Origin of the sequence: Vibrio sp. 10N.239.311.G01 (genome assembly GCF_041465805.1) — a bacterium.
Classification (GTDB): Bacteria; Pseudomonadota; Gammaproteobacteria; order Enterobacterales; family Vibrionaceae; genus Vibrio; species Vibrio crassostreae_C.
The window spans coordinates 1-24071 of sequence record NZ_JBFSRM010000026.1 but is presented as its reverse complement, the minus strand read 5'-3'; the positions used below and the strand labels follow the sequence as shown (position 1 = coordinate 24071).

Annotated in this window: 25 protein-coding genes and 1 tRNA gene; 15 read left to right on the top strand and 11 right to left on the bottom strand. The window is 44.1% G+C overall.

Going from position 1 to position 24071, the window contains the following annotated elements; genetic code table 11:
- The first annotated feature begins 111 nt into the window (after nt 1-111).
- The 8 genes from mlaF to AB6D06_RS18080 all read left to right on the top strand — a co-directional run bounded on the left by mlaF (nt 112) and on the right by AB6D06_RS18080 (nt 5589).
- Nucleotides 112-906, top strand: a complete 795-nt coding sequence (gene mlaF, locus AB6D06_RS18115) for a phospholipid ABC transporter ATP-binding protein MlaF (RefSeq protein ID WP_171733232.1) — start codon at nt 112-114, stop codon at nt 904-906.
- 1 nt (nt 907) lies between these two features.
- Entirely contained in the window at nt 908-1687 is a 780-nt protein-coding gene (gene mlaE, locus AB6D06_RS18110) for a lipid asymmetry maintenance ABC transporter permease subunit MlaE (protein ID WP_017058920.1), read from the top strand.
- 2 nt (nt 1688-1689) lie between these two features.
- Complete coding sequence (gene mlaD / locus AB6D06_RS18105) at nt 1690-2181, top strand: outer membrane lipid asymmetry maintenance protein MlaD (protein WP_017058921.1); 492 nt, start codon at nt 1690-1692, stop codon at nt 2179-2181.
- A gap of 52 nt (nt 2182-2233) precedes the next feature.
- Nucleotides 2234-2863: a phospholipid-binding protein MlaC gene (locus AB6D06_RS18100; RefSeq protein WP_120459707.1), complete on the top strand. Its 630-nt coding sequence runs from the start codon at nt 2234-2236 to the stop codon at nt 2861-2863.
- Complete coding sequence (locus AB6D06_RS18095; RefSeq protein WP_017058923.1) at nt 2863-3171, top strand: lipid asymmetry maintenance protein MlaB; 309 nt, start codon at nt 2863-2865, stop codon at nt 3169-3171. The genes AB6D06_RS18100 and AB6D06_RS18095 overlap by 1 nt, the downstream gene beginning before the upstream one ends.
- 13 nt (nt 3172-3184) lie before the next feature.
- Complete coding sequence (ibaG, locus tag AB6D06_RS18090; protein ID WP_017058924.1) at nt 3185-3439, top strand: BolA family iron metabolism protein IbaG; 255 nt, start codon at nt 3185-3187, stop codon at nt 3437-3439.
- A gap of 8 nt (nt 3440-3447) precedes the next feature.
- Nucleotides 3448-4713: a UDP-N-acetylglucosamine 1-carboxyvinyltransferase gene (gene murA / locus AB6D06_RS18085; protein WP_372100561.1), complete on the top strand. Its 1266-nt coding sequence runs from the start codon at nt 3448-3450 to the stop codon at nt 4711-4713.
- Nucleotides 4714-4863: 150 nt separating this feature from the next.
- The gene (locus tag AB6D06_RS18080; protein ID WP_004735318.1) at nt 4864-5589 is read left to right on the top strand and encodes a 1-acylglycerol-3-phosphate O-acyltransferase; all 726 of its coding nucleotides are present in this window, start codon (nt 4864-4866) and stop codon (nt 5587-5589) included.
- A 124-nt stretch (nt 5590-5713) separates the two neighbouring features.
- Here AB6D06_RS18080 and AB6D06_RS18075 read toward each other — a convergent pair whose 3' ends face one another.
- From AB6D06_RS18075 to arcA, 5 genes are all read right to left on the bottom strand, one after another.
- Nucleotides 5714-6103, bottom strand: a complete 390-nt coding sequence (locus AB6D06_RS18075; RefSeq protein WP_004735319.1) for a RidA family protein — start codon at nt 6101-6103, stop codon at nt 5714-5716.
- A gap of 135 nt (nt 6104-6238) precedes the next feature.
- Nucleotides 6239-6700: an aspartate carbamoyltransferase regulatory subunit gene (gene pyrI / locus AB6D06_RS18070; protein ID WP_004735320.1), complete on the bottom strand. Its 462-nt coding sequence runs from the start codon at nt 6698-6700 to the stop codon at nt 6239-6241.
- 12 nt (nt 6701-6712) lie between these two features.
- Nucleotides 6713-7642 carry an aspartate carbamoyltransferase gene (gene pyrB, locus AB6D06_RS18065; RefSeq protein WP_004735321.1) on the bottom strand — a complete coding sequence of 310 codons (930 nt, stop codon included), beginning with the start codon at nt 7640-7642 and terminating at the stop codon, nt 6713-6715.
- A 266-nt stretch (nt 7643-7908) separates the two neighbouring features.
- Nucleotides 7909-8913: an ornithine carbamoyltransferase gene (locus AB6D06_RS18060; RefSeq protein WP_372111265.1), complete on the bottom strand. Its 1005-nt coding sequence runs from the start codon at nt 8911-8913 to the stop codon at nt 7909-7911.
- 157 nt (nt 8914-9070) lie between these two features.
- Nucleotides 9071-10291: an arginine deiminase gene (arcA, locus tag AB6D06_RS18055; protein ID WP_017069412.1), complete on the bottom strand. Its 1221-nt coding sequence runs from the start codon at nt 10289-10291 to the stop codon at nt 9071-9073.
- 576 nt (nt 10292-10867) lie between these two features.
- Between arcA and rraB the strand changes: the two genes are divergently transcribed.
- Nucleotides 10868-11284 (top strand): ribonuclease E inhibitor RraB, encoded by a 417-nt coding sequence (rraB, locus tag AB6D06_RS18050; RefSeq protein WP_017058930.1) that lies wholly within the window; start codon nt 10868-10870, stop codon nt 11282-11284.
- Between the two features lie 125 nt (nt 11285-11409).
- Nucleotides 11410-12204, top strand: a complete 795-nt coding sequence (locus AB6D06_RS18045; RefSeq protein ID WP_372111262.1) for a glycosyl hydrolase 2 galactose-binding domain-containing protein — start codon at nt 11410-11412, stop codon at nt 12202-12204.
- Between the two features lie 49 nt (nt 12205-12253).
- Here AB6D06_RS18045 and AB6D06_RS18040 read toward each other — a convergent pair whose 3' ends face one another.
- The 5 genes from AB6D06_RS18040 to pepA all read right to left on the bottom strand — a co-directional run bounded on the left by AB6D06_RS18040 (nt 12254) and on the right by pepA (nt 18474).
- Nucleotides 12254-12748 carry a GNAT family N-acetyltransferase gene (locus tag AB6D06_RS18040; protein ID WP_372111259.1) on the bottom strand — a complete coding sequence of 165 codons (495 nt, stop codon included), beginning with the start codon at nt 12746-12748 and terminating at the stop codon, nt 12254-12256.
- A 47-nt stretch (nt 12749-12795) separates the two neighbouring features.
- Nucleotides 12796-13200 carry a DUF2061 domain-containing protein gene (locus AB6D06_RS18035; RefSeq protein WP_017058933.1) on the bottom strand — a complete coding sequence of 135 codons (405 nt, stop codon included), beginning with the start codon at nt 13198-13200 and terminating at the stop codon, nt 12796-12798.
- Between the two features lie 228 nt (nt 13201-13428).
- Entirely contained in the window at nt 13429-16302 is a 2874-nt protein-coding gene (locus AB6D06_RS18030; protein WP_372100564.1) for a valine--tRNA ligase, read from the bottom strand.
- 102 nt (nt 16303-16404) lie between these two features.
- Complete coding sequence (locus AB6D06_RS18025; protein ID WP_017066664.1) at nt 16405-16854, bottom strand: DNA polymerase III subunit chi; 450 nt, start codon at nt 16852-16854, stop codon at nt 16405-16407.
- A gap of 99 nt (nt 16855-16953) precedes the next feature.
- Complete coding sequence (gene pepA / locus AB6D06_RS18020) at nt 16954-18474, bottom strand: leucyl aminopeptidase (RefSeq protein WP_017058936.1); 1521 nt, start codon at nt 18472-18474, stop codon at nt 16954-16956.
- A gap of 192 nt (nt 18475-18666) precedes the next feature.
- Here pepA and lptF point away from each other — a divergent pair, with 192 nt between their 5' ends.
- Nucleotides 18667-19767: an LPS export ABC transporter permease LptF gene (gene lptF, locus AB6D06_RS18015; protein WP_017058937.1), complete on the top strand. Its 1101-nt coding sequence runs from the start codon at nt 18667-18669 to the stop codon at nt 19765-19767.
- A 3-nt stretch (nt 19768-19770) separates the two neighbouring features.
- The gene (lptG, locus tag AB6D06_RS18010) at nt 19771-20841 is read left to right on the top strand and encodes an LPS export ABC transporter permease LptG (protein ID WP_017058938.1); all 1071 of its coding nucleotides are present in this window, start codon (nt 19771-19773) and stop codon (nt 20839-20841) included.
- 64 nt (nt 20842-20905) lie between these two features.
- On the opposite strand, the gene AB6D06_RS18005 is transcribed toward lptG, so the two are convergent.
- Nucleotides 20906-21382 (bottom strand): RDD family protein, encoded by a 477-nt coding sequence (locus tag AB6D06_RS18005; protein ID WP_017058939.1) that lies wholly within the window; start codon nt 21380-21382, stop codon nt 20906-20908.
- A gap of 194 nt (nt 21383-21576) precedes the next feature.
- On the opposite strand from AB6D06_RS18005, the gene AB6D06_RS18000 reads away from it, so the two are divergent.
- The 3 genes from AB6D06_RS18000 to AB6D06_RS17990 all read left to right on the top strand — a co-directional run bounded on the left by AB6D06_RS18000 (nt 21577) and on the right by AB6D06_RS17990 (nt 23881).
- Nucleotides 21577-21661 (top strand) — tRNA-Leu (locus tag AB6D06_RS18000).
- Between the two features lie 476 nt (nt 21662-22137).
- Complete coding sequence (locus tag AB6D06_RS17995) at nt 22138-22545, top strand: VOC family protein (RefSeq protein ID WP_102320265.1); 408 nt, start codon at nt 22138-22140, stop codon at nt 22543-22545.
- 82 nt (nt 22546-22627) lie between these two features.
- Nucleotides 22628-23881 carry an HD-GYP domain-containing protein gene (locus tag AB6D06_RS17990; protein WP_017063746.1) on the top strand — a complete coding sequence of 418 codons (1254 nt, stop codon included), beginning with the start codon at nt 22628-22630 and terminating at the stop codon, nt 23879-23881.
- Nucleotides 23882-24071: the final 190 nt, after the last annotated feature.

Genomic DNA, 24071 nt, shown 5'->3' with positions numbered 1-24071 from the left:
ATAGATTCCTGTTTAATATGAATTAATTGAACAGTGCTTTTAATTCTAAAGTAGACTCATTATTATTGCAGCCATAATTGGCGTTTTTTAAAGCAAGGAAACAACAAAAATATGTTGAACACTGAGCTTGTGAAAGTTAAGAACCTCAGCTTCTCACGTGGTGAGCGCGTTATCTTTGATGACATCAGTTTAGAGGTGCCTCAAGGCAAGATAACCGCAATCATGGGGCCGTCTGGGATTGGCAAAACGACTTTACTGCGTTTGATTGGTGGGCAACTGCCGCCAGATGAAGGCGAAATTTGGTTTGATGGCGACAATGTCCCTGCATTATCACGTCGAAAGCTGTATCAAGCACGTAAGAAAATGAGCATGCTATTTCAATCGGGTGCGCTTTTTACGGATCTCAATGTCTTTGATAATGTGGCGTTTCCGCTGCGAGAGCACACTGAACTTAATGAAAAATTCATTCGTACCATCGTATTACTTAAGCTTGAAGCGGTAGGATTACGTGGTGCTGCGCAATTGATGCCGAGTGAGTTGTCTGGCGGAATGGCTAGGCGTGCCGCACTGGCGCGCGCAATCGCACTGGATCCAGAACTTATCATGTACGATGAGCCGTTTGTTGGCCAAGATCCCATCACCATGGGCGTATTGGTTGAATTGATCCGAAATCTCAATCAAGCCTTGGGCTTAACCTCGATTGTTGTTTCTCACGATGTGCCAGAGGTGATGAGTATTGCTGATTGGGTTTACCTCATGGCAGATAGCAAGATTATTGCCGCTGGAACACCTGATGAGTTGTACAACAATAGCGATCCGAGAGTGCAGCAATTTTTGCAAGGCGAAGCCGATGGTCCAGTACCATTTAGATTCCCTGCGAAGAGCTTAGAAAAGGATTTGTTTTAATATGATTGTTAAAACTATTGCGGGTGTCGGTAAGCGTACACTTGCGAGCTGTGAGTCATTTGGTCGAGCAAGCCTGATGTTATTTGGGGCTTTGTTTGGCATCCCGCGACTAAAAAACTTCCCCTTATTAGTAAAACAACTTTATAGCGTTGGCGTTCAGTCATTGGCTATTATTTTAGTTTCGGGTCTGTTTATCGGCATGGTGCTCAGCCTGCAGGGCTATGTCGTGTTAATTGACTACGGCGCTGAGGGAAACCTTGGTCAAATGGTCGCGCTTTCACTGTTGCGTGAGTTGGGGCCTGTGGTGACTGCGTTATTATTTGCAGGTCGAGCCGGTTCAGCACTCACGGCAGAGATTGGGTTAATGAAGGCAACAGAGCAGATCTCAAGCCTTGAGATGATGGCCGTTGACCCTCTTAAACGCATTATTGCACCACGTCTTTGGGCCGGGCTTATCTCAATGCCATTGCTTGCTATGATTTTTATGGCGGTAGGTATTTGGGGCGGTCAACTGGTTGGTGTTGATTGGAAAGGCATTGATCACGGCAGTTTCTGGTCTGCGATGCAGTCTTCAGTAGAACTTGGCCGAGATATTGGTAACAGCATGATCAAATGTATGGTCTTCGCTATCACCGTAACTTGGATCGCACTTTTCAATGGTTATGACGCAGTACCGACTTCAGAAGGTATCAGTCAGGCAACCACACGCACTGTAGTGCACTCTTCTCTAGCGGTACTAGGGCTAGATTTTGTTCTTACCGCATTGATGTTTGGGAATTAATCATGCAACAAACTCGAAAATTAGAATTATGGGTCGGCACCTTTGTTATTGCCGGAATTTGCGCAATCTTAATCATGATCTTTCAAGTCGCTGACGTAAAAGGCATAGGTTCGAACCATACTTACAATCTAAAAGCGACCTTTGACAACATTGGCAGCCTAAAAGTTCGTTCTCCAGTGAAAGTGGGTGGCGTCGTTGTTGGACGAGTTAAAAGCATTGAGCTTGATACCGAGAGCTACCTTCCTGTCGTTGAACTGTCTATTGACGGGAAGTACTCACAATTTCCAGATACCTCTAGTGCTCAAATTTTAACATCTGGCTTAATTGGTGAGCAGTACATTAGTCTGGTTCCAGGCTTCATTTTTGATGATGAAGAGATGTTGGTCGATGGTGATTCAATTGAAGACACTAAGTCAGCATTGGTACTAGAAGATTTGATTGGCCAAGTGCTGTATAGCGTTGGTGGTTCTAATGACAGCGAAGCTAAGGAATAAGATAATGTTGAAAACTATTAGTTATTTAAAAGCTATTGGTTACTTGAAATCAATGTTTATGGCGGCAATGGCGTTGCTTATTTCTACCCAAGCCTTTGCTGCAGAATCGATTGACCGTACTCAGCCTTACCAGATGATGACTCAAGTTGCCGAAGTGGCATTTGAGCGTTTGAAGAGTGAACAAGACAACATCCACCAAGATCCAGAGTTATTGAAGGTCATCGTGGAAGAAGAGTTGATGCCTTATGTGAATGCACAATATGCAGCTCTTAAGTTACTTGGACCAAACTTGAAAGGCGCGGATAGAAAAGACGTGGGCGTGTTTATCGATTCATTCCGTAAATACCTTGTTTCTTCTTATGCCCAAGTGCTGACTCAATACACAGATCAGACGATTGAATTTGGTCCAGAACCAAAAATCAAAGCGGATAGCCGCATTACCAGTATCAAGGTCGACATCATCGATACGCCGCGACCAAACATTAAGCTTGAATTTAAGCTTCGCAAAGACAAGAAATCTGGCGAGTGGAAAGCATTTGATATGGTTGCCGAAGGTATTAGCTTGTTGTCGAGCAAGCAATCGGAGTGGAATACTAAGATTCGTCAAGAAGGCATCTTACAAGTTGCAGACGAACTAGAGAAATTAGCCGCACAACCGATTCGTTTTGAGAGTAACAAATAATGAGCCATTCTCAATGGCAAGCACTAAGCTCTAAAGAGTATCAACTGTTCGGTGATTTAGACCGAGACAGTGTCCCTGCAATCTGGCGTATATTGGAAAAGTGGCAAACGACGGAATCGAGCGTTGAAATTGACCTTAGCCATATAAATCGAGTCGATTCAGCAGGAATGGTGATGCTAATTCACTTATTAGAGCATGCAAAAAATCAAAACTGTCATATAATGCTCAGTTTCGTGCCAGAACAATTACGAACGTTGTTCCAATTGAGCAATATCCAGCCAATGATGGCAGAACACATAAAAAATTAGGCAGGAGCTATTTGTGGACAGCACAAAAGTACAAGAATTATTAGCAGAAGCACTGAACCTTCAGGAAATTTTCGTGAAAGGGGAAGGCAGTCATTACGAAGTTGTTGCGGTTGATCCATGTTTTGACGGCATGAATCGAGTTAAGAAGCAGCAACTAATCTACGGCCCACTAATGGAATACATTCAACGCAATGACATCCATGCTCTTTCTATTAAGGCTTTCACGCCGGAAGAGTGGGAACGTGATAAGAAACTGATGTCACTTTAAGGTTTATGATGGAAAAGTTTCGAGTTATTGGATCGGATAAGCCGCTAAGCGGTGAAGTGACGATCTCAGGCGCAAAAAATGCAGCGCTACCTATCTTATTTGCTTCAATTCTTGCTGAAGAGCCAGTGGAAGTAAGTAACGTTCCTCACCTACGTGACATCGATACTACGATGGAACTGCTTAAGCGTTTAGGCGCAAAAGTATCGCGTAATGGTAGTGTTCATGTTGATGGCAGCGAAATTAATGAATTTTGTGCGCCTTACGATTTAGTGAAAACAATGCGTGCTTCTATCTGGGCTTTAGGTCCTCTAGTCGCTCGTTTTGGTGAAGGCCAAGTGTCACTTCCAGGCGGTTGTGCAATTGGTGCTCGACCTGTTGATCTGCATATCCACGGCCTAGAGCAACTAGGTGCGACCATTAAGTTGGAAGATGGTTATGTGAAAGCAAGTGTTGATGGCCGTCTGAAAGGCGCGCACATCGTGATGGATAAAGTAAGTGTGGGTGCCACCATTACTATCATGTGTGCAGCAACGCTAGCGGAAGGAACAACAGTACTCGATAACTCAGCGCGTGAGCCTGAGATTGTTGATACGGCTGACTTCCTAAACAAACTGGGTGCTAAAATTTCTGGCGCAGGTACAGATACGATTACTATCGAAGGCGTTGAACGTCTTGGTGGTGGCCAACACTCTGTGGTTGCTGACCGTATTGAAACAGGTACTTTCCTGGTTGCTGCTGCTGTTTCTGGCGGTAAAGTGGTTTGTCGCAACACCAACGCTCATCTTCTTGAAGCTGCATTAGCGAAGCTTGAAGAAGCGGGTGCGAAGGTTGAAACGGGCGAAGACTGGATCAGCCTTGATATGACAGATCGTGAGCTGAAAGCGGTGAAAATCGTAACAGCACCTCACCCAGGTTTCCCAACCGACATGCAAGCACAGTTTACTCTGCTCAACATGATGGCGAAGGGCAGTGGTGTTATCACTGAGACTATCTTTGAAAACCGATTTATGCACATTCCTGAGTTACAGCGAATGGGTGCAAAAGCAGAAATCGAAGGCAACACGGCTATCTGTGGTGAAACTGAGAAGTTAAGCGGCGCTCAAGTAATGGCAACGGATCTTCGTGCATCTGCGAGTCTAGTTATTGCTGGCTGTATTGCCCAAGGCGAAACTATCGTTGACCGTATTTATCACATCGATCGTGGCTACGATAAGATTGAAGATAAACTTTCAGCTTTAGGCGCAAACATTACACGATTTAGCGAGTCGAACTAACTTAGGTTAGTGGATTCATGAATCAGTAAGATGAAAACATAAAAGTCGGAACCTTGGTTTCGGCTTTTTTATAGTTGTATTTACCGCAAGTGAATCTATTGCCTATTTTGTGTGAATAGATGAATCAACTTGGCGGTTGTGAGGAGCAAAATGATAGCAATATTACGTATTTTCGCAGTGGCGATATTTGCGATTCTTATGTTTGTATTTGGTTGTGGCTATTGTCTATTAAGCCCACGTAACCCGAAACACGTATTTACCTTTGGCCGTTATTTCGGTCGCATGTCGAAAATCTTTGGCATGAAGTTAGAGCTTCGCATCCCGGAAGATGCTTACTCTCGTGGCCAACATGTTTATGTTGCAAACCACCAAAACAGCTGGGATCTATTTACGATTTCATCAGCGGTAACACCTAAAGTTGTGACAGTAGGTAAGAAAAGCCTAGCGTGGATGCCTCTTTTTGGTCAGTTGTACTGGTTGACGGGTAATATCCTAATTGACCGAGCTAACCGCAGCAAAGCGGTAGGTACGATCGATCAAGTGGTTACTAGTCTAAAAGAGAGTGATGTTTCGGTTTGGATGTTCCCTGAGGGGACTCGTTCTCGTGGTCGTGGTTTGTTGCCATTCAAAACGGGTGCTTTCCATGCTGCGATTGGCGCTGGCTTACCTATTATCCCTATCGTGTGCAGCTCAACAGGTGGCGTGAAGCTGAACCGTTGGAATAATGGTCATGTGATTGTTGAAATGTTGCCACCAATCAGCACTGAAGATTACGATAAGTCTAATGTTCGTCAACTGGCTAACTTAGCCCGTGAGCAGATGGCTGCTAAGCTTGAAGAGTTAGACAAAGAAGTGGTTGAGCTTAATAAGAAGTAATCATCTAAGTGAAACGATGAACAATAAAAAAGGTTGCCAATTGGGCAACCTTTTTTGTATCTGATAAACGCTCAGCTTTATGTCTGCTCATTTACTAGAAACCGTTTATTCTAGAGGTAAAAATCTATTTGCGAACCGCAATAGCTTCGATCTCGATACCTACATCTTTTGGTAGACGAGCTACTTCAACACATGAACGTGCAGGGTAGTTTGCAACACCGTGCTCATCAAAGAACTTACCGTAAACTTCGTTTACTGTGCCGAAGTCGTTTAGGTCTTTAACGAATACCGTTAGTTTTACGATGTCTTTTACAGTCAGGCCAGAAGCTTCAACAACCGCTTGAACGTTGTCTAGAGATTGGCGAGCTTGCTCTGCGATATCAGCAGATACTTCACCAGTTGCTGGGTTTACTGGGATTTGACCAGAAGTCAGAACCATATTGCCAAGGTCAACACCTTGTACGTATGGGCCGATTGCAGCTGGAGCAGATTCTGTGTGAAGTACTTTAGTCATTGGTTATTCCGTCAGTTATTGGATAAAAAGCAATTTTTAGTGTGCCTTCAAACTCAGGATAGGTAAAGAGCAAAATACCCCGCACAGGCGAGGTATTGAATAGTTTTTGCGTTCGATCGGCGTTGCCGTATGACGTTATCTTTCTGTCACGATCTCACGAGAGAATACTTTTTCGCAGTACTTACACTTCAATCGAATATCTTCTTTCTTTTCAAAGATCTTAAAGCTGCTTTCTACGGGCTCATTGTGAGTAATACAGTTGGTGTTTGGACACTCAAACACATCATTGATTTGCTCAGGAAGTTCTAGTGGTAGCTTCTTAACCACTTCGTAATCTTCGATTTGGTTTACCGTTGCGTGAGGTGCGTAAAGTGCTAACTTGCTCGCCTGTTCTTCAGTGATAAAAACATTCTCTATCTTGAGTAAGTCTTTGCCGCCTAGAGCAGAAGATGGCAGGTTTAGGCCAATCGTTACTCGCTGATTTGAGTTATGCATGTCGAACAGTTTGAGTACCTTGATCCCGATGTTGGCTGGGATATGGTCGATAACCGTTCCGTTCTTGATTGCTTCAACTTTTAATTGAGTCTCTTTAGACATGATATCTCTCCTCTACAGCGTTTCGTTAAGAACAAGGGCTAGCAGTGCTTCACGTGCGTAAACACCGTTCTCTGCTTGCTGGAAGTAGTAAGCGTAAGGTGTTTTATCGACATCGACAGTAATTTCATCAACACGAGGAAGAGGGTGAAGAACCTTTAGGTTATCACGTGCATTTTCCAGCATCGGAGCAGTCAGGATGTACGCTGATTTGATGTGCGCGTATTCCGATTCATCGAAGCGCTCTTTTTGAACTCGAGTCATGTACAAGACATCAAGCTCTGGAATGACATCTTCCATGTCTGTCAGCAGTTGATACTTGATACCCGCTTCATCAAGTTCTTCGCAAATGTAGTCTGGCATCGCCAATGCTTCAGGTGCCACGAAATAGAAACAGATGTTATCGAACTTCGCTAGCGCTTGAGTCAACGAGTGAACCGTACGGCCGTACTTAAGGTCACCAACGAATGCAACGTTGAGGTTGTCTAGGCGACCTTGTGTCTCAGCGATAGAGAATAGGTCTAATAGCGTTTGTGTCGGGTGTTGGTTTGCGCCGTCACCCGCGTTAATAACCGGTACACCGTTAGAAAACTCAGAAGCCAGACGCGCTGCGCCTTCTTGAGGGTGACGCATCACGTAAGCGTCAACGTATGAAGAGATAACCTGTACCGAGTCCGCTAGCGTTTCGCCTTTCTTTGCCAAAGAAGTGTTACCACCACTGTCGAAACCAATCACATCACCACCGATGCGTTGAATCGCAGTTTCAAAAGAGAGACGAGTTCGCGTAGAAGGTTCGAAGAAGCAGCTGGCAACAACTTTGTTCTTGATGAGTTCTGGGTTTGGCTCAGCCTTTAGCTGACCTGCCGTTTGAACAATTAATTCTAGCTCTTCACGAGAAAGCTCTGGAATTGAGATGATGTGCTTTTGATAGAGCGAATTCGCCATGATCTTCTTCCCCACAATAATGTATTGGCCATAAAAAAGCCCCCCATAATGGGAGGCTTTAAAAAAGTGCTGAAAAGCAGAATAGACGGCCTGGTAAGCATCTTAGCTTACGAGCAATATTTGGTGTTTTCACAATATCATTATGTTTTATCAAAACATTGCTTGGCGTCATTTTAACTACTCTCAGACAAATTGCCGAGAATTATACGCTTTCAATTTGTGAGCGCAAGCGATTACATCAAGCTTTTGTTTACTTTCATTATTGTCTATTGACCAAGCGTCGCGACCATCACCGCCTTGATGGTGTGCATGCGATTTTCAGCTTCATCAAATACAATCGAGTAGTCAGATTCAAACACTTCGTCAGTCACTTCCAAGCCGTTCATTCCATACTTGTCAGAGACTTGCTGACCAATCACAGTTTCATTGTTGTGGAAAGCGGGTAGGCAGTGCATGAACTTCACTTGAGGGTTACCAGTTAGCTTAATGACATCCATATTCACTTGGTATGGTTTCATTACCGCCACACGTTCGTCCCAAGCTTCAGGGGCTTCGCCCATCGAAACCCAAACATCGGTGTATAGGTAATCACAACCTTTCACGCCTTCAGCAACGTCTTCAGTTAACGTGATTTTTGCGCCAGTGTTTTGCGCAATGGTTTGGCACTCTTCAACAAGCTGCTCTTCTGGCCAAAAGGCTTTTGGCGCGACAAGGCGAATATCCATGCCCATCTTCGCGGCTCCGACTAACAGAGAGTTACCCATGTTATTGCGTGCATCGCCTAGATAAGCAAAGCTGATTTGGTGTAGATGCTTCCCGCGGGCATGCTCAAGCATAGTGAGGAAATCAGCCAAGATCTGAGTAGGGTGGAACTCATCGGTTAAGCCATTCCAAACCGGCACGCCCGCATAAGCGCCTAAGTCTTCAACGATACTTTGGCCAAAGCCACGATATTCAATGCCATCGTACATGCGTCCCAATACACGCGCCGTATCTTTCATTGATTCTTTTTGACCAATCTGAGAACCAGAAGGGCCAAGGTAAGAGACTTGAGCACCTTGATCAAAGGCGGCCACTTCAAACGCACATCGTGTTCGAGTTGATGCTTTCTCGAAGATCAAAGCAATGTTTTTGCCGTTGAGTTTCTTCTGCTCAGTGCCTGCATACTTAGCTTTTTTTAGGTCAGCAGACAGGTCGAGTAAAAACTGAATCTCTTTAGGAGTAAAGTCGAGAAGTTTTAGAAAGTTACGATTGCGAAGATTAAAGGCCATCTCTCGCTCCTTGCGTATATAGAATCAATGAAGAACTTAGTTAAACATAAAAATGCTATATTTGTGAATATTTATTTTATTAATTTGATAAAAAAGGCCAGTAAATGAATACTGGCCTAGATAAGATTATTGAGTCTGTTTAACTGAGCTCTTTGACTTAGATACCATCTCTTTCGATAGGGCAACTCATACAGCGCGCGCCGCCACGACCACGGCCTAGCTCGTTGCCAGGAATCGTTAGAACTTCGATACCCGCTTTGTCGTATTTCTCATTGGTGTAAACATTACGTTCATAACCAATCACGGTACCTGGTTTCACTGTCAGTACGTTGTTAGCGTCATTCCACTGTTCACGCTCAGCTTCGTAGTTATCACCGCCGGTAGTGATGATCTTCAGTTGATCAAGGCCTAATGCGCCTTCAATCGCTGACAGGTAGTTTTCAGCTTTCTCGACACGCATTTCGCCGTTTTCTTTTGGCGTTAAGCGCCAAGTGTCGAGGTCTTTACGAACGATCTCTGGATAGACAGAGAACGTGTCGATATCCATGTGTGTCATCACCGTATCAAGGTGCATACAAGAGCGGTGTTTTGGTAGATCGATCGCAATCACTTCGCTCGCTTGGCCTGATCTAAATAGGCTAGCCGCTAGGTTTTCGACACCTTGTGGTTTCGTACGCTCTGAAATACCAACCAGTACCGCACCTTTACCGATAACCAGTACGTCACCGCCTTCAATGTTAGCGTTGTCGTAGTGAAGGTCTTCGTCACCAAAGTACTTAATGAAATCTTGGCCTGCGAACACTGGGTGCCAGCGGTAGATAGCACGCAGGTGGTTCGTTTCACGTTGACGTGCAGGCTTCATCATTGGGTTAAGCGATACACCACCGTAAACCCAGCAAGAAGTATCTCGCGTAAATAGGTGGTTAGGCAGTGGCTCGATAACGAAATCGAGTGGTCGATGCATTTTAGGCAGCATCGATGATGATTTGATAGGAAGCTCAGAGTAGGCCAAGCCACCGAGTAAGATCGTTGCTAGATGCTCATTATCCATTTGAGCAAGGTAGTTTCTTAAGTCACGGGCGAAAGTCGGCCCATAACGGAAATCTGAGATTTGAGTATTCAGCAACCACTCACGAGCCTGAGATACGGCAAGCGTTTCTACTAGCAGGTCATGCAGCAGTAGTACTTCTACGTCTTGGCTGCGCAGCGTTTCTGCAAAGGCATCATGTTCTTCACCAGCGGCTTCAACGGCAAGTACATCATCAAATAGAAGATCATGACAGTTTGAAGGGGTGAGGTGGGTGAGTGCTCTTTCAGGTCTATTTAGGAGAACTCGTCTCAATTGACCGACTTCGGAGCCAACGTACAGCTTACTCATTTTGCATCCTTACTATTAATCCAGCGTCTATTTATGACAAGCTTGTCCGTAATATGCAAGTTTTGTAGATTGAGTTAATACAAGGTATTTGGGTAATAATTGGTCATAAAACCTGTGATTTTTAAGTTTATACAGATTAAATTCCAACTAACTGGCTATCGAACGGAACAACGTTTTTGAGGATCTATGCTCAATTCGTGGCTTGTTAGAATTGAATTTTGCTTATTAATCGTGATTTTTTATTCACTATTATGCACTTTTTGATAACAAGCTGAGGATTTATGCACCCCAAAAGCGGTTTAGCGTATGCACCTAACGTGACTAATCACGCAAGTTTTATTCAATAAGCCCTAAAGTGGCCACAAAAACGAAATGCTAAAATACGGCGCAGTTAATAAAATGTTGAAAATTTGTTTCTGTGATTTTGATTTCACTTTTGAATTGATATTGGCGCTGCGATCTCGCGATAAACTTACCTTTCTAGGCCTGATCTGGGTGGCTTTTCTGGACGATCCGTGCCATATTTCGTGACAATCAAATTTGATCTTTTCATAGTCAACACTCTGGAGCAGACACATGTCTCACGAAGATGAATATCTATCAGTAGCGGAATTAATTGAATTTCAAAAGGAAGAGACTCGCGACATCATTACAGCATTAATTGAAGATGGTAGCGATCCTGAAGCTCTATACGATATCGAGCATCACCTATTTGCTGAAGATTTCGATGTGCTTGAGAAAGCGGTTGTTGAAGCATTCAAAATGGGCTTTGAAGTGCTTGAAGCTGAAGAGACAGAAGACGAAGATGGCAATAAGCTACTTTGTTGTGATGCAACGATGCAATGCACTCTGAATGCAGAAGCGATTGATGAGCAAGTTGAGAAGCTTGTAAACCTTGCAGAGAAGTTTGACATTATCTACGACGGTTGGGGCACTTACTACGAAGGTGAAGATGCTATCTACCCAGACGAAGATGATGAAGGCGAAGAGTAATTCTTTCCCAATTTTAAAAAATGCCAGCCTCGAGCTGGCATTTTTTTACCCTCAGAAAAATAAATGTCTTTATATGCATTCATTCATTATAATGCGGTCAAAATTGATCTAGCTCAAGGAATGATATGCGGTTGCTTCTCGATGGTCTTTGGCAAATTTCGCCACTGACGGATCTCTCTATCCCACAAGATGACATCACCTTTCCGGCTCCGTTAAGCTCAAAGCTCCCTGATAGCTTGAGTGAAAGTCAAATTGCAGAGCAAGAGTGGCACCTGATGCACGACATCGAAGTGGATGACGCTATGTTAGCGTGTCCATTTGTTGAGTTAGTGATGGCTGGAGTCGATTATTTTGCTGAAGTTCGACTTAATGGTGTGGCTGTTTTTGATTGTGATGGTAGCCAAGCTGAATACCGTAAAGATATCCGTCCTTATATGCAGTCCGGCCGAAACCGTTTCGAGATCCTTTTCCTTGAAGAAGAGGAGAGCCTATTGCTTGAAGAAGACATGGATGACTCTGTATCTTCACAGGCTATCGCTAAATCTGATTCACGCATCGGGATTTGGCAAGCGCCATACCTGCAGTTCGTTCGAAACGTCAAGCTAGAGCAAGTTGTCACAGAGCAGATCTGGCACCACGGTGGTGGCTGTGAGTTTAAAGTGGATGTTATCTATCAAACGCTAAAGGCGGGGGTAGTATCGGCATCCATCAAGTTTAATGGTATGACTCTCGTGATGCCGATTGATGTACGCGCTGAACATACTGGCGTCGTGTTCCAGGTCGAAGCTCCTATCATTTTTGATATTGAGAATCCTAACCCCAAGTATCTATACCCATTAGAAGTGGTACTTGATGGGCAAGAAGAGAGTTCTTTTGTTGCCTTGAACCCAACTTCTTGCGTCAGTAACTTTCTACGTTAACTCCGTATATTTTAGCGTTATCTTCTTTCGCTATAGCGGCGCATTCTGCTTATAACGACTTGGCCATGACAACCTCACAAGCGTCGTGGCCTGTTTCTCCCCAAGCTGACTCAAGATGCTCAAACTCAAGCTTCTCATAGAGTTTGACCGCAGCACCCAAGCACTTCGTCGTTTCTAAATACATGTGTTGATACCCAAGTTGCTTGGCTTGCTTTAAGCTCAAAGCGACAATTCGCTTGGCTAGGCCATGCCCTCGAGTTTGCGGTAAGAAGTACATCTTTTGTAGCTCACACACATTGGGTTTACCTGCTAGAGGGGCAAAGCCACCGCCTCCGACGATCTTTCCGTTGTGTTCGATAACCCAGTACATTGCATTCGCTTGGCTATAGACAGAGTACATATCATCGAGTGTTGGGTCGGCTACGCCATAACCTTTATCTTCTGTGAGTCCATGCTCAGCCGAAACTTGGCGAATGATTTGTGCGATGCTTGGGTTGTCTTGCGGTGTAATGGGTCTAAGGGTGAACTCAGCAATTTGTTCCATGATCTGCCTATGAAAGGGTCACTAATATGTGACCCAATATATGGTGACTAAGCATGTTGGTGCAAACAGAATTGTTGTTGTGCCATTTGGTCGCCTGATTTACGTAACCAGACTTTCTCGTGGAAGTAGTAAGCAACGGTATTTAAAGTTGGCTCTAGCAAAGCCATCACGCCGCCTATGAAAGCATCTCCAGTCAACAAGTAGACAACGGTAAAGGCAACACTAAAGTGGATGGTAGCAAAGCTTGCTGTTTTTAATTTGGTCATCCACTGGCGAGCTTTAAGAGCTGGAACTTGAGCCCACGCCTTTTCATGAAAATAGAAGGCAACAGTATTCACAGAGGGCTCAATCATAGCGATTAAGCTACCAATTAAGATGTCGCCTGTTAGTACATAAGCGACACTAAATGCGATAGTAAAATGTAATGCAGCAAAGGTTAGTGTCTTTTTCATGATAATTACTCAGTCGTTGTGTTGTTTTGATAGGTCTATTATTGAGAATTATTATCATTAAGTATAATGGGAAGTAGAGATTAATTTGATAGATGAAACCTATCAATCAGTGCGGCTAGAGTGAGAAGCATTGGAATATTGGAATCAGGGACATAAAAAAAGGCTGGTCACCAAGACCAACCTTTCTATTTAGACCGAGAAGTTTGAAGCCTTCTCGTTCACTCGGTTTTAAAGCGCAGCGATTGTCGCTTTTTGCTCTTCAAGCTTAACAAGAGTTTCCTTGTAGCCTTCAAGCTTTTCACGCTCTTTCGCGATAACTGCTTCTGGTGCTTTAGCAACGAAACCTTCGTTACCTAGCTTACCTTCGATACGTTTAATCTCGCTGTGAGTCTTAGCGACTTCTTTATCTAGACGAGCAAGCTCTGCATCTTTGTCGATAAGACCCGCCATTGGGATCATCAACTCAGATTTGCCAACCAGTTTAGTTGCACAAGCAGGAGTCTCTTCACCATCAGCTAGAACTTTAATATCGTCTAGCTTAGCTAGAGAAGTAAGAACGATCTTGTTCGCTTCGATACGAGCGGCATCTTTCTCATCAGCAACCTTGATCATTACTTCTAAGCCTTGGCTTGGTGCAATGTCGTATTCCGCACGTAGGTTACGGATAGCAGTGATGAAAGTCTTAACCCATTCGATGTCGTCAACGATCTCAGCATTGAAGTTAGCTTCATTAAACTGAGGAAGCGCTTGAGTCATGATTGTCTCGCCTTCAACGCCGTCTACTAGCGGCTTAACGCTCTGCCAGATAGATTCAGTGATGTAAGGAAGAACAGGGTGAGCAAGACGCAGAGTCTTCTCAAGAACCGTGATAAGCGTGTAACGAGTCGCTTGTTGTTGAGCTTCAGTACCTTTCCAAAGAACAGGTTTAGTTAGCTCTAAGTACCAGTCACAGAATTGGTTCCAGATGAATTCGTAAAGCGTGTTTGCTGCCATGTCTAGACGGTAGTTGTCTAGGTGAGCATTAAACTCTTTCACTGCAACTTCAAACTGAGACTCAATCCACTTATCGGCTAGAGAGAATTCCATGTTTGCACGGTCTTCTACAGACAGTGACATGCCACAGTCGTGCTCTTCTGTGTTCATCAGTACGTAACGGCTTGCGTTCCATAGCTTGTTACAGAAGTTACGGTAACCTTCAAGACGCTTCATGTCCCAGTTGATGTCACGGCCAGTTGAAGCCATAGCAGCAAGAGTGAAACGCAGTGCGTCAGTACCGTAGGGTTCGATACCGTTTTCGAATGTTTTACGTGTGTTCTTTTCGATCTTAGCAGCCAGTTTAGGTTGCATCATGTTGCCACAACGCTTCTCTACTAGCTCTTCAAGGCCGATGCCGTCAATCATGTCGATTGGGTCAAGTACGTTACCTTTCGACTTAGACATCTTATCGCCGTTTTCATCACGGATAAGACCTGTCATGTAAACAGTTTTGAAAGGTACTTGAGCCTTGCCATCTTCGTCTTTCACGAAGTGCATGGTCATCATGATCATACGAGCAACCCAGAAGAAGATAATATCAAAACCAGATACTAGTACTTCAGATGGGTGGAATGTTTTCAGTGCTTCAGTATCTTCAGGCCAGCCTTGTGTGCCGAACGTCCAAAGTGCAGAAGAGAACCAAGTATCCAGTACGTCGTCGTCTTGCTTAAGCACAACAACAGGCGCTAGGTTGTTCTTTTCACGAACTTCTTCTTCAGTGCGACCTACGTAAACTTTACCATCGTTGTCGTACCATGCTGGGATACGGTGGCCCCACCAAAGTTGACGAGAGATACACCAGTCTTGCACGTCACGCATCCACGCGAAGTACATGTTTTCGTACTGCTTAGGTACGAATTGGATTTGACCATCTTCAACCGCTTTAACTGCAGGTTCTGCAAGAGGTGCTGTGCGCACGTACCATTGGTCAGTCAGCATTGGTTCGATAACCACGCCACCACGGTCGCCGTAAGGGACAGTCAGGTCGTGATCTTTGATCTCTTCAAGAAGACCAAGCTCATCGAATTCAGCAACGATAGCTTTACGTGCAGCAAAACGCTCCATACCTTGGTACTTAGCAGGGATACCTGTTGAGTAAACATCGCTTTCTTCGCCGTTAGTCGTGAAGACTTCAGCAGCATCACGGATATCAGCATTGAACGTTAGGATGTTGATCATCGGTAGGTTGTTGCGCTTACCCACTTCGTAATCGTTAAAGTCATGAGCTGGAGTGATCTTCACACAACCCGTGCCTTTTTCCATGTCTGCGTGCTCATCGCCTACGATAGGGATAAGACGGTTTACAACAGGAAGTAGGATTTCTTTGCCGATAAGATCTTTGTAACGAGGATCTTCTGGGTTAACAGCAACACCAGTATCGCCAAGCATGGTTTCAGGACGAGTAGTCGCAACAACGATGTAGTCTTTACCATCTGCCGTTTTAACACCGTTCGCTAGCGGGTAGCGGAAGTGCCACATGAAACCTTTTTTGTCTTTGTTTTCAACTTCAAGATCCGAGATTGCAGTGTGCAGTTTAGGATCCCAGTTTACTAGACGTTTACCACGGTAGATTAGGTCTTCTTCGTATAGACGAACAAACACTTCTTGAGTCGCAGCCGATAGGCCGTCATCCATAGTGAATCGTTCACGATCCCAATCTACAGATGCACCAAGACGACGAAGTTGTTGAGTGATCGTGCCACCTGATTCGCCTTTCCATTCCCAGATCTTGTCGATGAAAGCTTCACGGCCGTAGTCGTGTTTTGTTTTGCCTTCTTCGGCAGCAATCTTACGCTCAACAACCATTTGAGTTGCGATACCTGCGTGGTCAGTACCCACTTGCCAAAGCGTGTTTTTGCCTTTCATACGTTGAGCACGGATAAGCGTATCCATGATCGTATCTTGGAACGCGTGACCCATGTGTAGGCTGCCAGTGACGTTCGGTGGCGGGATCATGATGCTGTAAGCTTCTTTTGATGTGTCACCGTGTGGCTTAAAGTAGCCTTTCTCTTCCCAAGTCTTATACAGAGCTTGTTCGATTGATGTTGGGTTGTATGTCTTTTCCATAGTGCTCTTAAACGGATACTGTGAATGGTTAATCGTGGTCAAACTTCATAAGTGAAGCTTCTTGAATCTAAATCCAAAGATAGCTTTAACTATGAGGTTTGACTATGGATGTTGAATCTCGATAGTTTGTAGCTGATATCTAGCTTGACGGTAAATTTTATACCTTTCTCGAGCGAGTTGCTTAGCTTTTTCTTCGCAAGGGACGAAGTCTATCACCTGAGCAAAGGCGTTCGCAAAGGTTGTATGATTATCGGCCAGATTAATTACTAGCTGACGATTCCAATTATGTTTTACGCCTTGATAGCCAATTTCGATGTTGGTTGAATACTTCGGGCCTTCGCCAACCAAGTTGTGCGCAATAAAATCACAGGGTTCGACTTGCCAGAAAACTTCAGCAATACGCTCGGCATGCTCTTTGTCATTACAGTTGAGATAAAGTTTAGCGCCTTGTTTTGCAAAGTGCTGAGCAAGAAACAGCACATAGTGAGCAAAACCATCTTCGCTGGCTTGCGGGCTGTCTGAAGGCACAATGTAAAATGTAGCAGTCTGCATACTTAATACTCGAACTGAAAATCGTGGATATCAATGTTACTTGGTTAACAGGGTCTAACAAATAGCGCTTATTAAAAAAGGGCCCGTAGGCCCTTTTTATTATTTTGAAGATTGCTCTTCAGTCTCTTGGCCGCTGCGGTTCAATAAGAATTGGACTAGCATTGAGACAGGACGACCTGTCGAGCCTTTCGCTGCGCCTGACTTCCAAGCTGTACCAGCACTGTCGATGTGTGCCCAGTGGTACTTCTTAGTGAATTTAGACAGGAAACAACCAGCAGTGATTGTGCCGCCAGGACGGCCACCGATGTTCGCCATATCAGCGAATGGGCTGTTTAGCTGCTCATGGTACTCGTCTGCCATTGGTAGACGCCATGCACGGTCACTTGCTTGCTCTGAAGCATTAACAAGTTCGTGAGAAAGTGGGTTGTGGTTCGATAGAACGCCACTGATGTGGTGACCTAGAGCGATAACACATGCGCCAGTTAGCGTAGCAACATCGACAACACAGTCAGGTTCAAAACGCTCAACGTAAGTTAGAGCATCACATAGAACCAAGCGACCTTCAGCATCAGTGTTGAGTACTTCAACCGTTTGGCCTGACATTGTCGTTAGGATATCACCTGGACGGTAAGCATTGCTGCCCGGCATGTTTTCACAACCGGCTAGGATACCAACCACGTTAATAGGCAGGTTCAGCTTAGCCAGTGCTTTCATTGTACCGAATACAGACGCCGCACCACACATGTCGTACTTCATCTCATCCATGCCTTCACCAGGCTTAAGCGAGATACCGCCTGAATCGAAAGTCAGACCTTTACCTACTAATACAATCGGCTTCGCATCTGGATCCGGAGCGCCTTTGTATTCCATGATAGACATCATCGATTCATTTTTAGAGCCACGGCCAACTGCTAGGTATGATGTCATACCCAGTTTTTCCATCTCTTCTTCGCCAATGATCTTAGTCTTCACTGTCTCGTAATCGTCGGCTAAACGACGAGCTTGAGAAGCAAGGTAAGCAGGGTTTGCGATGTTTGGTGGCATGTTGCCTAGATCTTTAGACGCTTTTACACCTGAAGCAATAGCAAGGCCGTGAGAGATTGCTTTCTCACCCAGGCTCAATTCGCGACGTGTTGGTACATTGAATACCAATTTACGTAGTGGGCGACGAGTCTCTGGCTTGTTGCTCTTGAATTGGTCAAATGTGTAAAGACCATCTTTAGTCGCTTCTACCGCTTGGCGAACTTTCCAATAAGTGTCGCGACCTTTAACGTGAAGTTCTGTAAGGAAACATACAGCTTCCATAGAACCTGTTTCGTTTAGTGTACTGATGGTTTTTTGGATAATTTCTTTGTATTGACGCTCGCCTAGCTCACGTTCTTTACCACAGCCTACCAGTAGAACACGTTCTGAAAGTACACCAGGTACTTGATGCAGTAGTAGCATCTGGCCAGGTTTACCCTCTAGATCACCGCGACGAAGCAGTGAACTAATGTAGCCATCGCTAATCTTATCTAATTGCTCGGCTACTGGAGAAAGGCGGCGCGGTTCGAATACACCGACAACGATACATGCGCTGCGCTGTTTCTCTGGGCTGCCACTTTTTACACTGAACTCCATGCGTACTCCTACATCCTGAAGACAAATCGAACTAAATGTTAGATAATGGGTTCTTACTTGTTGGATCCTATAATGGAACTAACCTTAAAGAAGAACGCTAACACTTAGCTAAAAATTTAAAAAAATAAAAGGTTCAACGGGAAATTATAGTGATTCAATCAAAAAAACAAGTTTTGTATAGGTAATTTGAGCGTGATTATTGTTAGATATTTGATCCGCGAGACAATCAAGAGCCAATTTGCGATCTTTTTTGTTCTCTTTCTCGTGTTTCTCAGCCAAAAATTCATCAGTGTTTTAGCGGATGCCTCTGATGGTGATATCCCTGCGAGTCTTATATTGTCGATTGTTGGCTTAAATATGCCAGCGATGGGCCTATTGATGCTTCCACTCAGTATCTATATTGGTATTTTGCTTACTTTTGGCCGCCTTTACGCTGAAAGTGAAATAGTGGTCATGAACGCCACCGGTATCGGTAATAAATTCCTGATCCAATCTGCGCTTTACCTCGCTTTAATTACGGCATCTGTTGCAGCCTTTAACTCATTTTGGTTATCTCCTTGGTCACAAGACAAAGTTGAACAAATGTATGAAGAAGTAGCTGCAGAGAACAGCGTTGATTTGCTACCAAAAGGTAAGTTTGAAGGTACGCCGGATGGCTCTTCTGTCGTGTTTATTGATGATATCGACGGTAATAAGTTAGAAAACGTGTTCGTAGCTCAAATGCGTCCGCGTGATTCTGTACTGCCAAGTGTGATGTTCTCGAAGTCAGGTGATGTAAAAGAGCTCAGTGATGGTCGCCAAGTGATCGTAATGTACGATGGTACTCGTCATGAAGGCATTCCGACTCGCCTCGACTACAGGGTGACGCACTTTGAAGAATACGAAGGCCTGATTGGTCAGCGTGAAGTTGAGAAGAAAGGTCGAGACTGGGAAGCGATCCCTACGCTTGAACTGATTGGTAACTCAAATAATAGTGCGAAAGCAGAGTTGCAGTGGCGTATTTCTTTGGTACTTTGTATTCCATTGTTGACCATGCTTGTCGTGCCACTGTCTGCGGTAAACCCTCGACAAGGTCGTTTTGCGAAAATCGGCCCAGCAATACTGATTTATCTCACCTATTTCTTAGCAATCAGTGCAACCAAGTCTTCAATCGAAGAGGGGAGCATTCCTGCGGTAATCGGCATGTGGCCAATCAATGCGTTATTGTTATTTGTCGCGATTGGTGCCAACTTTATGGATAGCGTGCCAGTAAGGCGTTTGAAAGAAAAATTCAAGAATAAGAGGTTGGCTTAAGCCGTGTTTAAGATTCTCGATTTATATATAGGCAGAACCATCATCGCAACGACGTCACTGGTATTGGTGACGTTTGTTGGTCTCTCTGGGATCATCAAATATGTAGAACAGCTAAGAAAAGTTGGCCGTGGTACATACGATCTATTACAAGCGCTGTATTTCGTTTTATTGAGTATCCCTCGTGATATCGAAATGTTCTTTCCAATGGCTGCATTGCTTGGCGCATTGATAGGGCTTGGTATGCTTGCTGCAAGTTCTGAGCTTGTCGTTATGCAGGCAGCTGGTTTCTCTAAGTTAGATATCGGCCTATCAGTACTTAAAACAGCTATTCCACTGATGATCGTGGTGACATTGCTTGGTCAATGGGGAGCACCGCAAGCGCAGAAAATGGCTCGTGATTTAAGAACTATCTCGATTGCTGGTGGTAATATTATTTCGACGCAAAGTGGTGTCTGGGCTCGTGATGCCAATGACTTCATCTTCATTGTCAAAATCGATGACCAGAAGCTATATGGAATGAACATGTGGCGCTTTGATGAAAACAAGGCACTTAAAACCGCTATTTATTCTGACGAAGTTGATTACGTTGGAGACAACGTGTGGACGATGAAGGATGTAGAGATCACGTCTTTTGAAAACGAACTTCAAATTACTAAAGAAAGTTTACCGACTTACTCTTGGGAAACGTCATTAGCTCCAGATAAGTTGGCGATAGTAACGGTTAAACCAGAAGAGCTATCGTTAAGTGGGTTGTATGATTATGTTTCTTATCTGAAGGCGTCAGAGCAAGATGCATCACGCTATGAATTGGCGCTGTGGAGAAAGATAACCCAGCCAATTTCGATCGCGGTTATGATGTTGATGGCACTGTCGTTTATCTTTGGTCCTTTGCGTAGTGTGACCATGGGTGCGAGGATTTTGTCAGGTGTTATTGCTGGCTTTACCTTCTATATATCCAGTGAGTTCTTTGGCCCAGTGAGTTTGGTTTATCAAATACCACCCGCCTTTGGCGCAATAGCCCCGAGCGTGGTGTTCCTTGGAATTGCCATCATGCTCTTGAGGCGGAAACTGTAAATAGTAAAAAGGAAGGCATAACGCCTTCCTTTTTTGATCTTGATTGGAGCTAACTTAAATCACATTATCGTGCTTGTGGTAACACAACGACTTCGGTCTTTGCCCAGATATCGTGAAAGCCACGTTTTTCAGGATCGAATGGAACACATAGGTTTGCCAGTCCAAAACCTGAAGTACCTAAACGAATCAGCGCCTGAGTTACTGTGATCGCTGAGCCATCTTTGTTTTGAACGCGCAGCTTCCAAGCTCTCATGCCGAGAGTTTGACCAGCTCTAGTCCAGAAGAACACGAAGAAATATACCCAAACGGCGACTAAGTAAAAGGTATATGCAGGGCTCCAAATCGGATGGTTGGTTAAGAAGTCACTAACATCGGCATAACCGCTGTGGTTAAAAATGCCGAGAGCCATGAGCGCGTGCAGTAGAGCGACAATGACGCCAGCCGCCAACATTTCAATAGCGATTACGATCAGAGCGTCGTAGAACAAGGCACCAAATCGGCGCATGACTCCTGCTGGTGGCAGAGTGTTTGTTGATGTCATGTGTTATTACTTCTTTAAAAATTAAGGCGTCAGAATATAGTTTAAGGCTTAGCCTGAAAAGAGACATGACGCACAGCTTATGACTTAGTGGCGAAATTATCGGCAAACACACATGAATTCAAGTTTTTATACTTGCCACATCAGTTCGCATACGTATAATGCCAAACATCGAAAGGGCAATGCCCCAAGATAATGCCGGTATGGTGAAATTGGTATACACGACGGATTCAAAATCCGTTGCCTTCGGGCGTGGCGGTTCAAGTCCGCCTACCGGTACCATATTTAAATGACAAAGCCTCGACGAAAGTCGGGGCTTTGTTGTATCTGGGATATAGGAAGCGTTGCCTTCGCGGTGACGGCAGGAATGCCTGTCCAATCAGTCCGCCTACCGGTACCAAACATAGAAAGGTCGCTTTTATAGCGACCTTTCGTCGTTTTGGGCGTTTGTGAATTTTAAATCCAGCGTGTCGGCTTGGATGCAAGCCCAGTCAAGTCACCTACCGGCACCATATTTAAATGACAAAGCCTAGATGAAAATCGGGGCTTTGTTGTATCTGGGGTATAGGAAGCATTGCCTTCACGGTGGCGGCAGGTATGCCTGTTCAATCAGTCAGATCTTGATGTTTCATTCCTAAATTTCATCATTTCTCTTCGTAATCTAATGTGCCAATGAATTAATTATCTTAAATCAGAATGTTACCTTTAATTCTCACATCTATTGTCTATGTTTAAGATAGATCATAAAGGAGAGAGATATGCTGAAAGTAACCCCTTACTTATTTTTTGATGGTCGTTGTAATGAAGCATTGGACTTTTATCACAAGTGCTTTGGTGGTGTAGTTTTATCAAAACAACTATTTAGTGACGCACCACAGGTAATAGAGGGTGCTCAGCCTGATTGGGTTATGCACGCAGAGTTTGAAGCATTCGGTATGAAGCTTATGATGTCAGATGGCGTCAAAGCGAAAGAATTAGAAGGAAACAATCTTGCACTCTCCCTTGTTACTGAGGATACGACGACTCAAGAGCAAATCTTTGAAAAGCTCAAGAAGGGAGGGCGGATAATGACTCCACTCGCAGATACTTTTTGGGGGGCTCGATTTGGCAAAGTAGAAGATAAATTCGGTATACGCTGGATGGTGCACTGCGACTCTTTAAGTTGAGCCTGTGAAATTGGATAGTGAAATTGCTGCTTGGTTTTATTAGAATTATAAATAGAGATTAATCATCAATATTATATATAAAATGGGCAGCATAAAGATTACCGTAGATCGCATTCAGCCCGGTCTGCATATACGACTCCCCGTAAAATGGAATGAACACCCATTTTTATTCAACAGCTTTAAAATCAAAGATGACGCTCAAGTAAAAGTAATTCGACATCTTGGGATTAAGCACGTCTATATAAACCTGAGTCAAAGTGATACCTCACCTTTACCTGTTAATCACGTAGGTGAACAAGAAGTCGATATTGATTCACAGGTAAGCCTTGAAACGGAAAGAATGTGGAAAGATAAGCATGAGCGTATCGAAACCCTTAGCTCTTACCGCCGCAGGGTGAGTCATTGTGAGAGAGAGTTTGAACGTTCGCTTGCTCGAATGCGATCTGTGATGACCAAGATCCGTAACAGACCTTTAGATGCGGTAGGGGAGGTTAAGGCTCTTGTTGATGATATCGTTGAAACTCTAGTGAGCGATGATAACGTCACCTTGCACCTTATGAATGCTAAAGCGGATTTCGAAGATATTTACTTTCATACTCTAAATGTTTCGGTTGTTGCACTGATGATAGGTAAGGCCAAAGGCTATAACACACAGCAATTGAAAGACCTCTCATTCGCAGCGTTGTTTCACGATGTAGGCAAGATCAAAATACCAGTCGCGATACTAAGAAAGCAGAGTGCACTAACGGTGCCAGAAGAGAACTACCTGAAGCTTCATACTAAATACGGTGCGGATATTGTATCGGCAATTGATGACTTTCCTGAAAGTGCTAAAAAGGTGATCGCTCAACATCATGAGATGAATGATGGTTCTGGCTACCCCGAGGGCTTAAAAGAACATGAGATTGATGAATTTGCCAAGATAGTCGCCGTGGCTAATGCATTTGATAACCTTTGCCATGGTAAAACGCAATCTCAACAAATGATCCCGTATTTGGCACTGTCCCACCTATATAAGAGCTGCAAGCATCTATATAGCCAAGATAACTTGGGGCTGTTAGTTAAGTTCATGGGAGTCTATCCACCAGGAACTGTAGTACAGCTTTCAAATGATTCTATTGGGATTGTGATATCCGTTAACGCTAAACATATGCTTTATCCAAATGTACTTATCTATGATCCTAGCGTGCCAAGAACCCAAGCTCCGATCATTGACCTCTTTATTAAAGAGATCAAAATCGTTAATGCCGTTCATCCAAGCAAATTACCTGAACAAGTTCGAGAGTATCTAAACCCTAGGGCTCGTTTATCTTACTTTTTTGATAGTGGAGAGTAGTTACCCACAGGTTGTTGTGGGTAATTTGTTCGAAACTTGGGGTGAAAGTGGTATAAATAAGCCCTTGGTTGAAATGTCTTCGCTTAACCTCTTTTTTTAATAAAAAACGCATTTATTGCTTGCCAATATGAGCGGCATCTCTATAATGCCGCCTCACTGACACGGCAGACGCCACAAGGCTTCAGCGAGA

Coding starts and splice junctions, on each gene's coding strand:
- AB6D06_RS18095 (WP_017058923.1), top strand. CDS start 2,863: ATGAGCCATTCTCAATGGCAAGCACTAAGCTCTAAAGAGTATCAACTG.
- pyrI (WP_004735320.1), bottom strand. CDS start 6,700: ATGTCTAAAGAGACTCAATTAAAAGTTGAAGCAATCAAGAACGGAACG.
- AB6D06_RS18040 (WP_372111259.1), bottom strand. CDS start 12,748: ATGGAACAAATTGCTGAGTTCACCCTTAGACCCATTACACCGCAAGAC.
- AB6D06_RS18060 (WP_372111265.1), bottom strand. CDS start 8,913: ATGGCCTTTAATCTTCGCAATCGTAACTTTCTAAAACTTCTCGACTTT.
- AB6D06_RS17995 (WP_102320265.1), top strand. CDS start 22,138: ATGCTGAAAGTAACCCCTTACTTATTTTTTGATGGTCGTTGTAATGAA.
- pyrB (WP_004735321.1), bottom strand. CDS start 7,642: ATGGCGAATTCGCTCTATCAAAAGCACATCATCTCAATTCCAGAGCTT.
- AB6D06_RS18025 (WP_017066664.1), bottom strand. CDS start 16,854: ATGCAGACTGCTACATTTTACATTGTGCCTTCAGACAGCCCGCAAGCC.
- AB6D06_RS18035 (WP_017058933.1), bottom strand. CDS start 13,200: ATGAAAAAGACACTAACCTTTGCTGCATTACATTTTACTATCGCATTT.
- rraB (WP_017058930.1), top strand. CDS start 10,868: ATGTCTCACGAAGATGAATATCTATCAGTAGCGGAATTAATTGAATTT.
- AB6D06_RS18075 (WP_004735319.1), bottom strand. CDS start 6,103: ATGACTAAAGTACTTCACACAGAATCTGCTCCAGCTGCAATCGGCCCA.
- AB6D06_RS18030 (WP_372100564.1), bottom strand. CDS start 16,302: ATGGAAAAGACATACAACCCAACATCAATCGAACAAGCTCTGTATAAG.
- pepA (WP_017058936.1), bottom strand. CDS start 18,474: ATGGAGTTCAGTGTAAAAAGTGGCAGCCCAGAGAAACAGCGCAGCGCA.
- murA (WP_372100561.1), top strand. CDS start 3,448: ATGGAAAAGTTTCGAGTTATTGGATCGGATAAGCCGCTAAGCGGTGAA.
- AB6D06_RS17990 (WP_017063746.1), top strand. CDS start 22,628: ATGGGCAGCATAAAGATTACCGTAGATCGCATTCAGCCCGGTCTGCAT.
- arcA (WP_017069412.1), bottom strand. CDS start 10,291: ATGAGTAAGCTGTACGTTGGCTCCGAAGTCGGTCAATTGAGACGAGTT.
- mlaE (WP_017058920.1), top strand. CDS start 908: ATGATTGTTAAAACTATTGCGGGTGTCGGTAAGCGTACACTTGCGAGC.
- AB6D06_RS18080 (WP_004735318.1), top strand. CDS start 4,864: ATGATAGCAATATTACGTATTTTCGCAGTGGCGATATTTGCGATTCTT.
- AB6D06_RS18005 (WP_017058939.1), bottom strand. CDS start 21,382: ATGACATCAACAAACACTCTGCCACCAGCAGGAGTCATGCGCCGATTT.
- mlaD (WP_017058921.1), top strand. CDS start 1,690: ATGCAACAAACTCGAAAATTAGAATTATGGGTCGGCACCTTTGTTATT.
- AB6D06_RS18045 (WP_372111262.1), top strand. CDS start 11,410: ATGCGGTTGCTTCTCGATGGTCTTTGGCAAATTTCGCCACTGACGGAT.
- AB6D06_RS18100 (WP_120459707.1), top strand. CDS start 2,234: ATGTTTATGGCGGCAATGGCGTTGCTTATTTCTACCCAAGCCTTTGCT.
- mlaF (WP_171733232.1), top strand. CDS start 112: ATGTTGAACACTGAGCTTGTGAAAGTTAAGAACCTCAGCTTCTCACGT.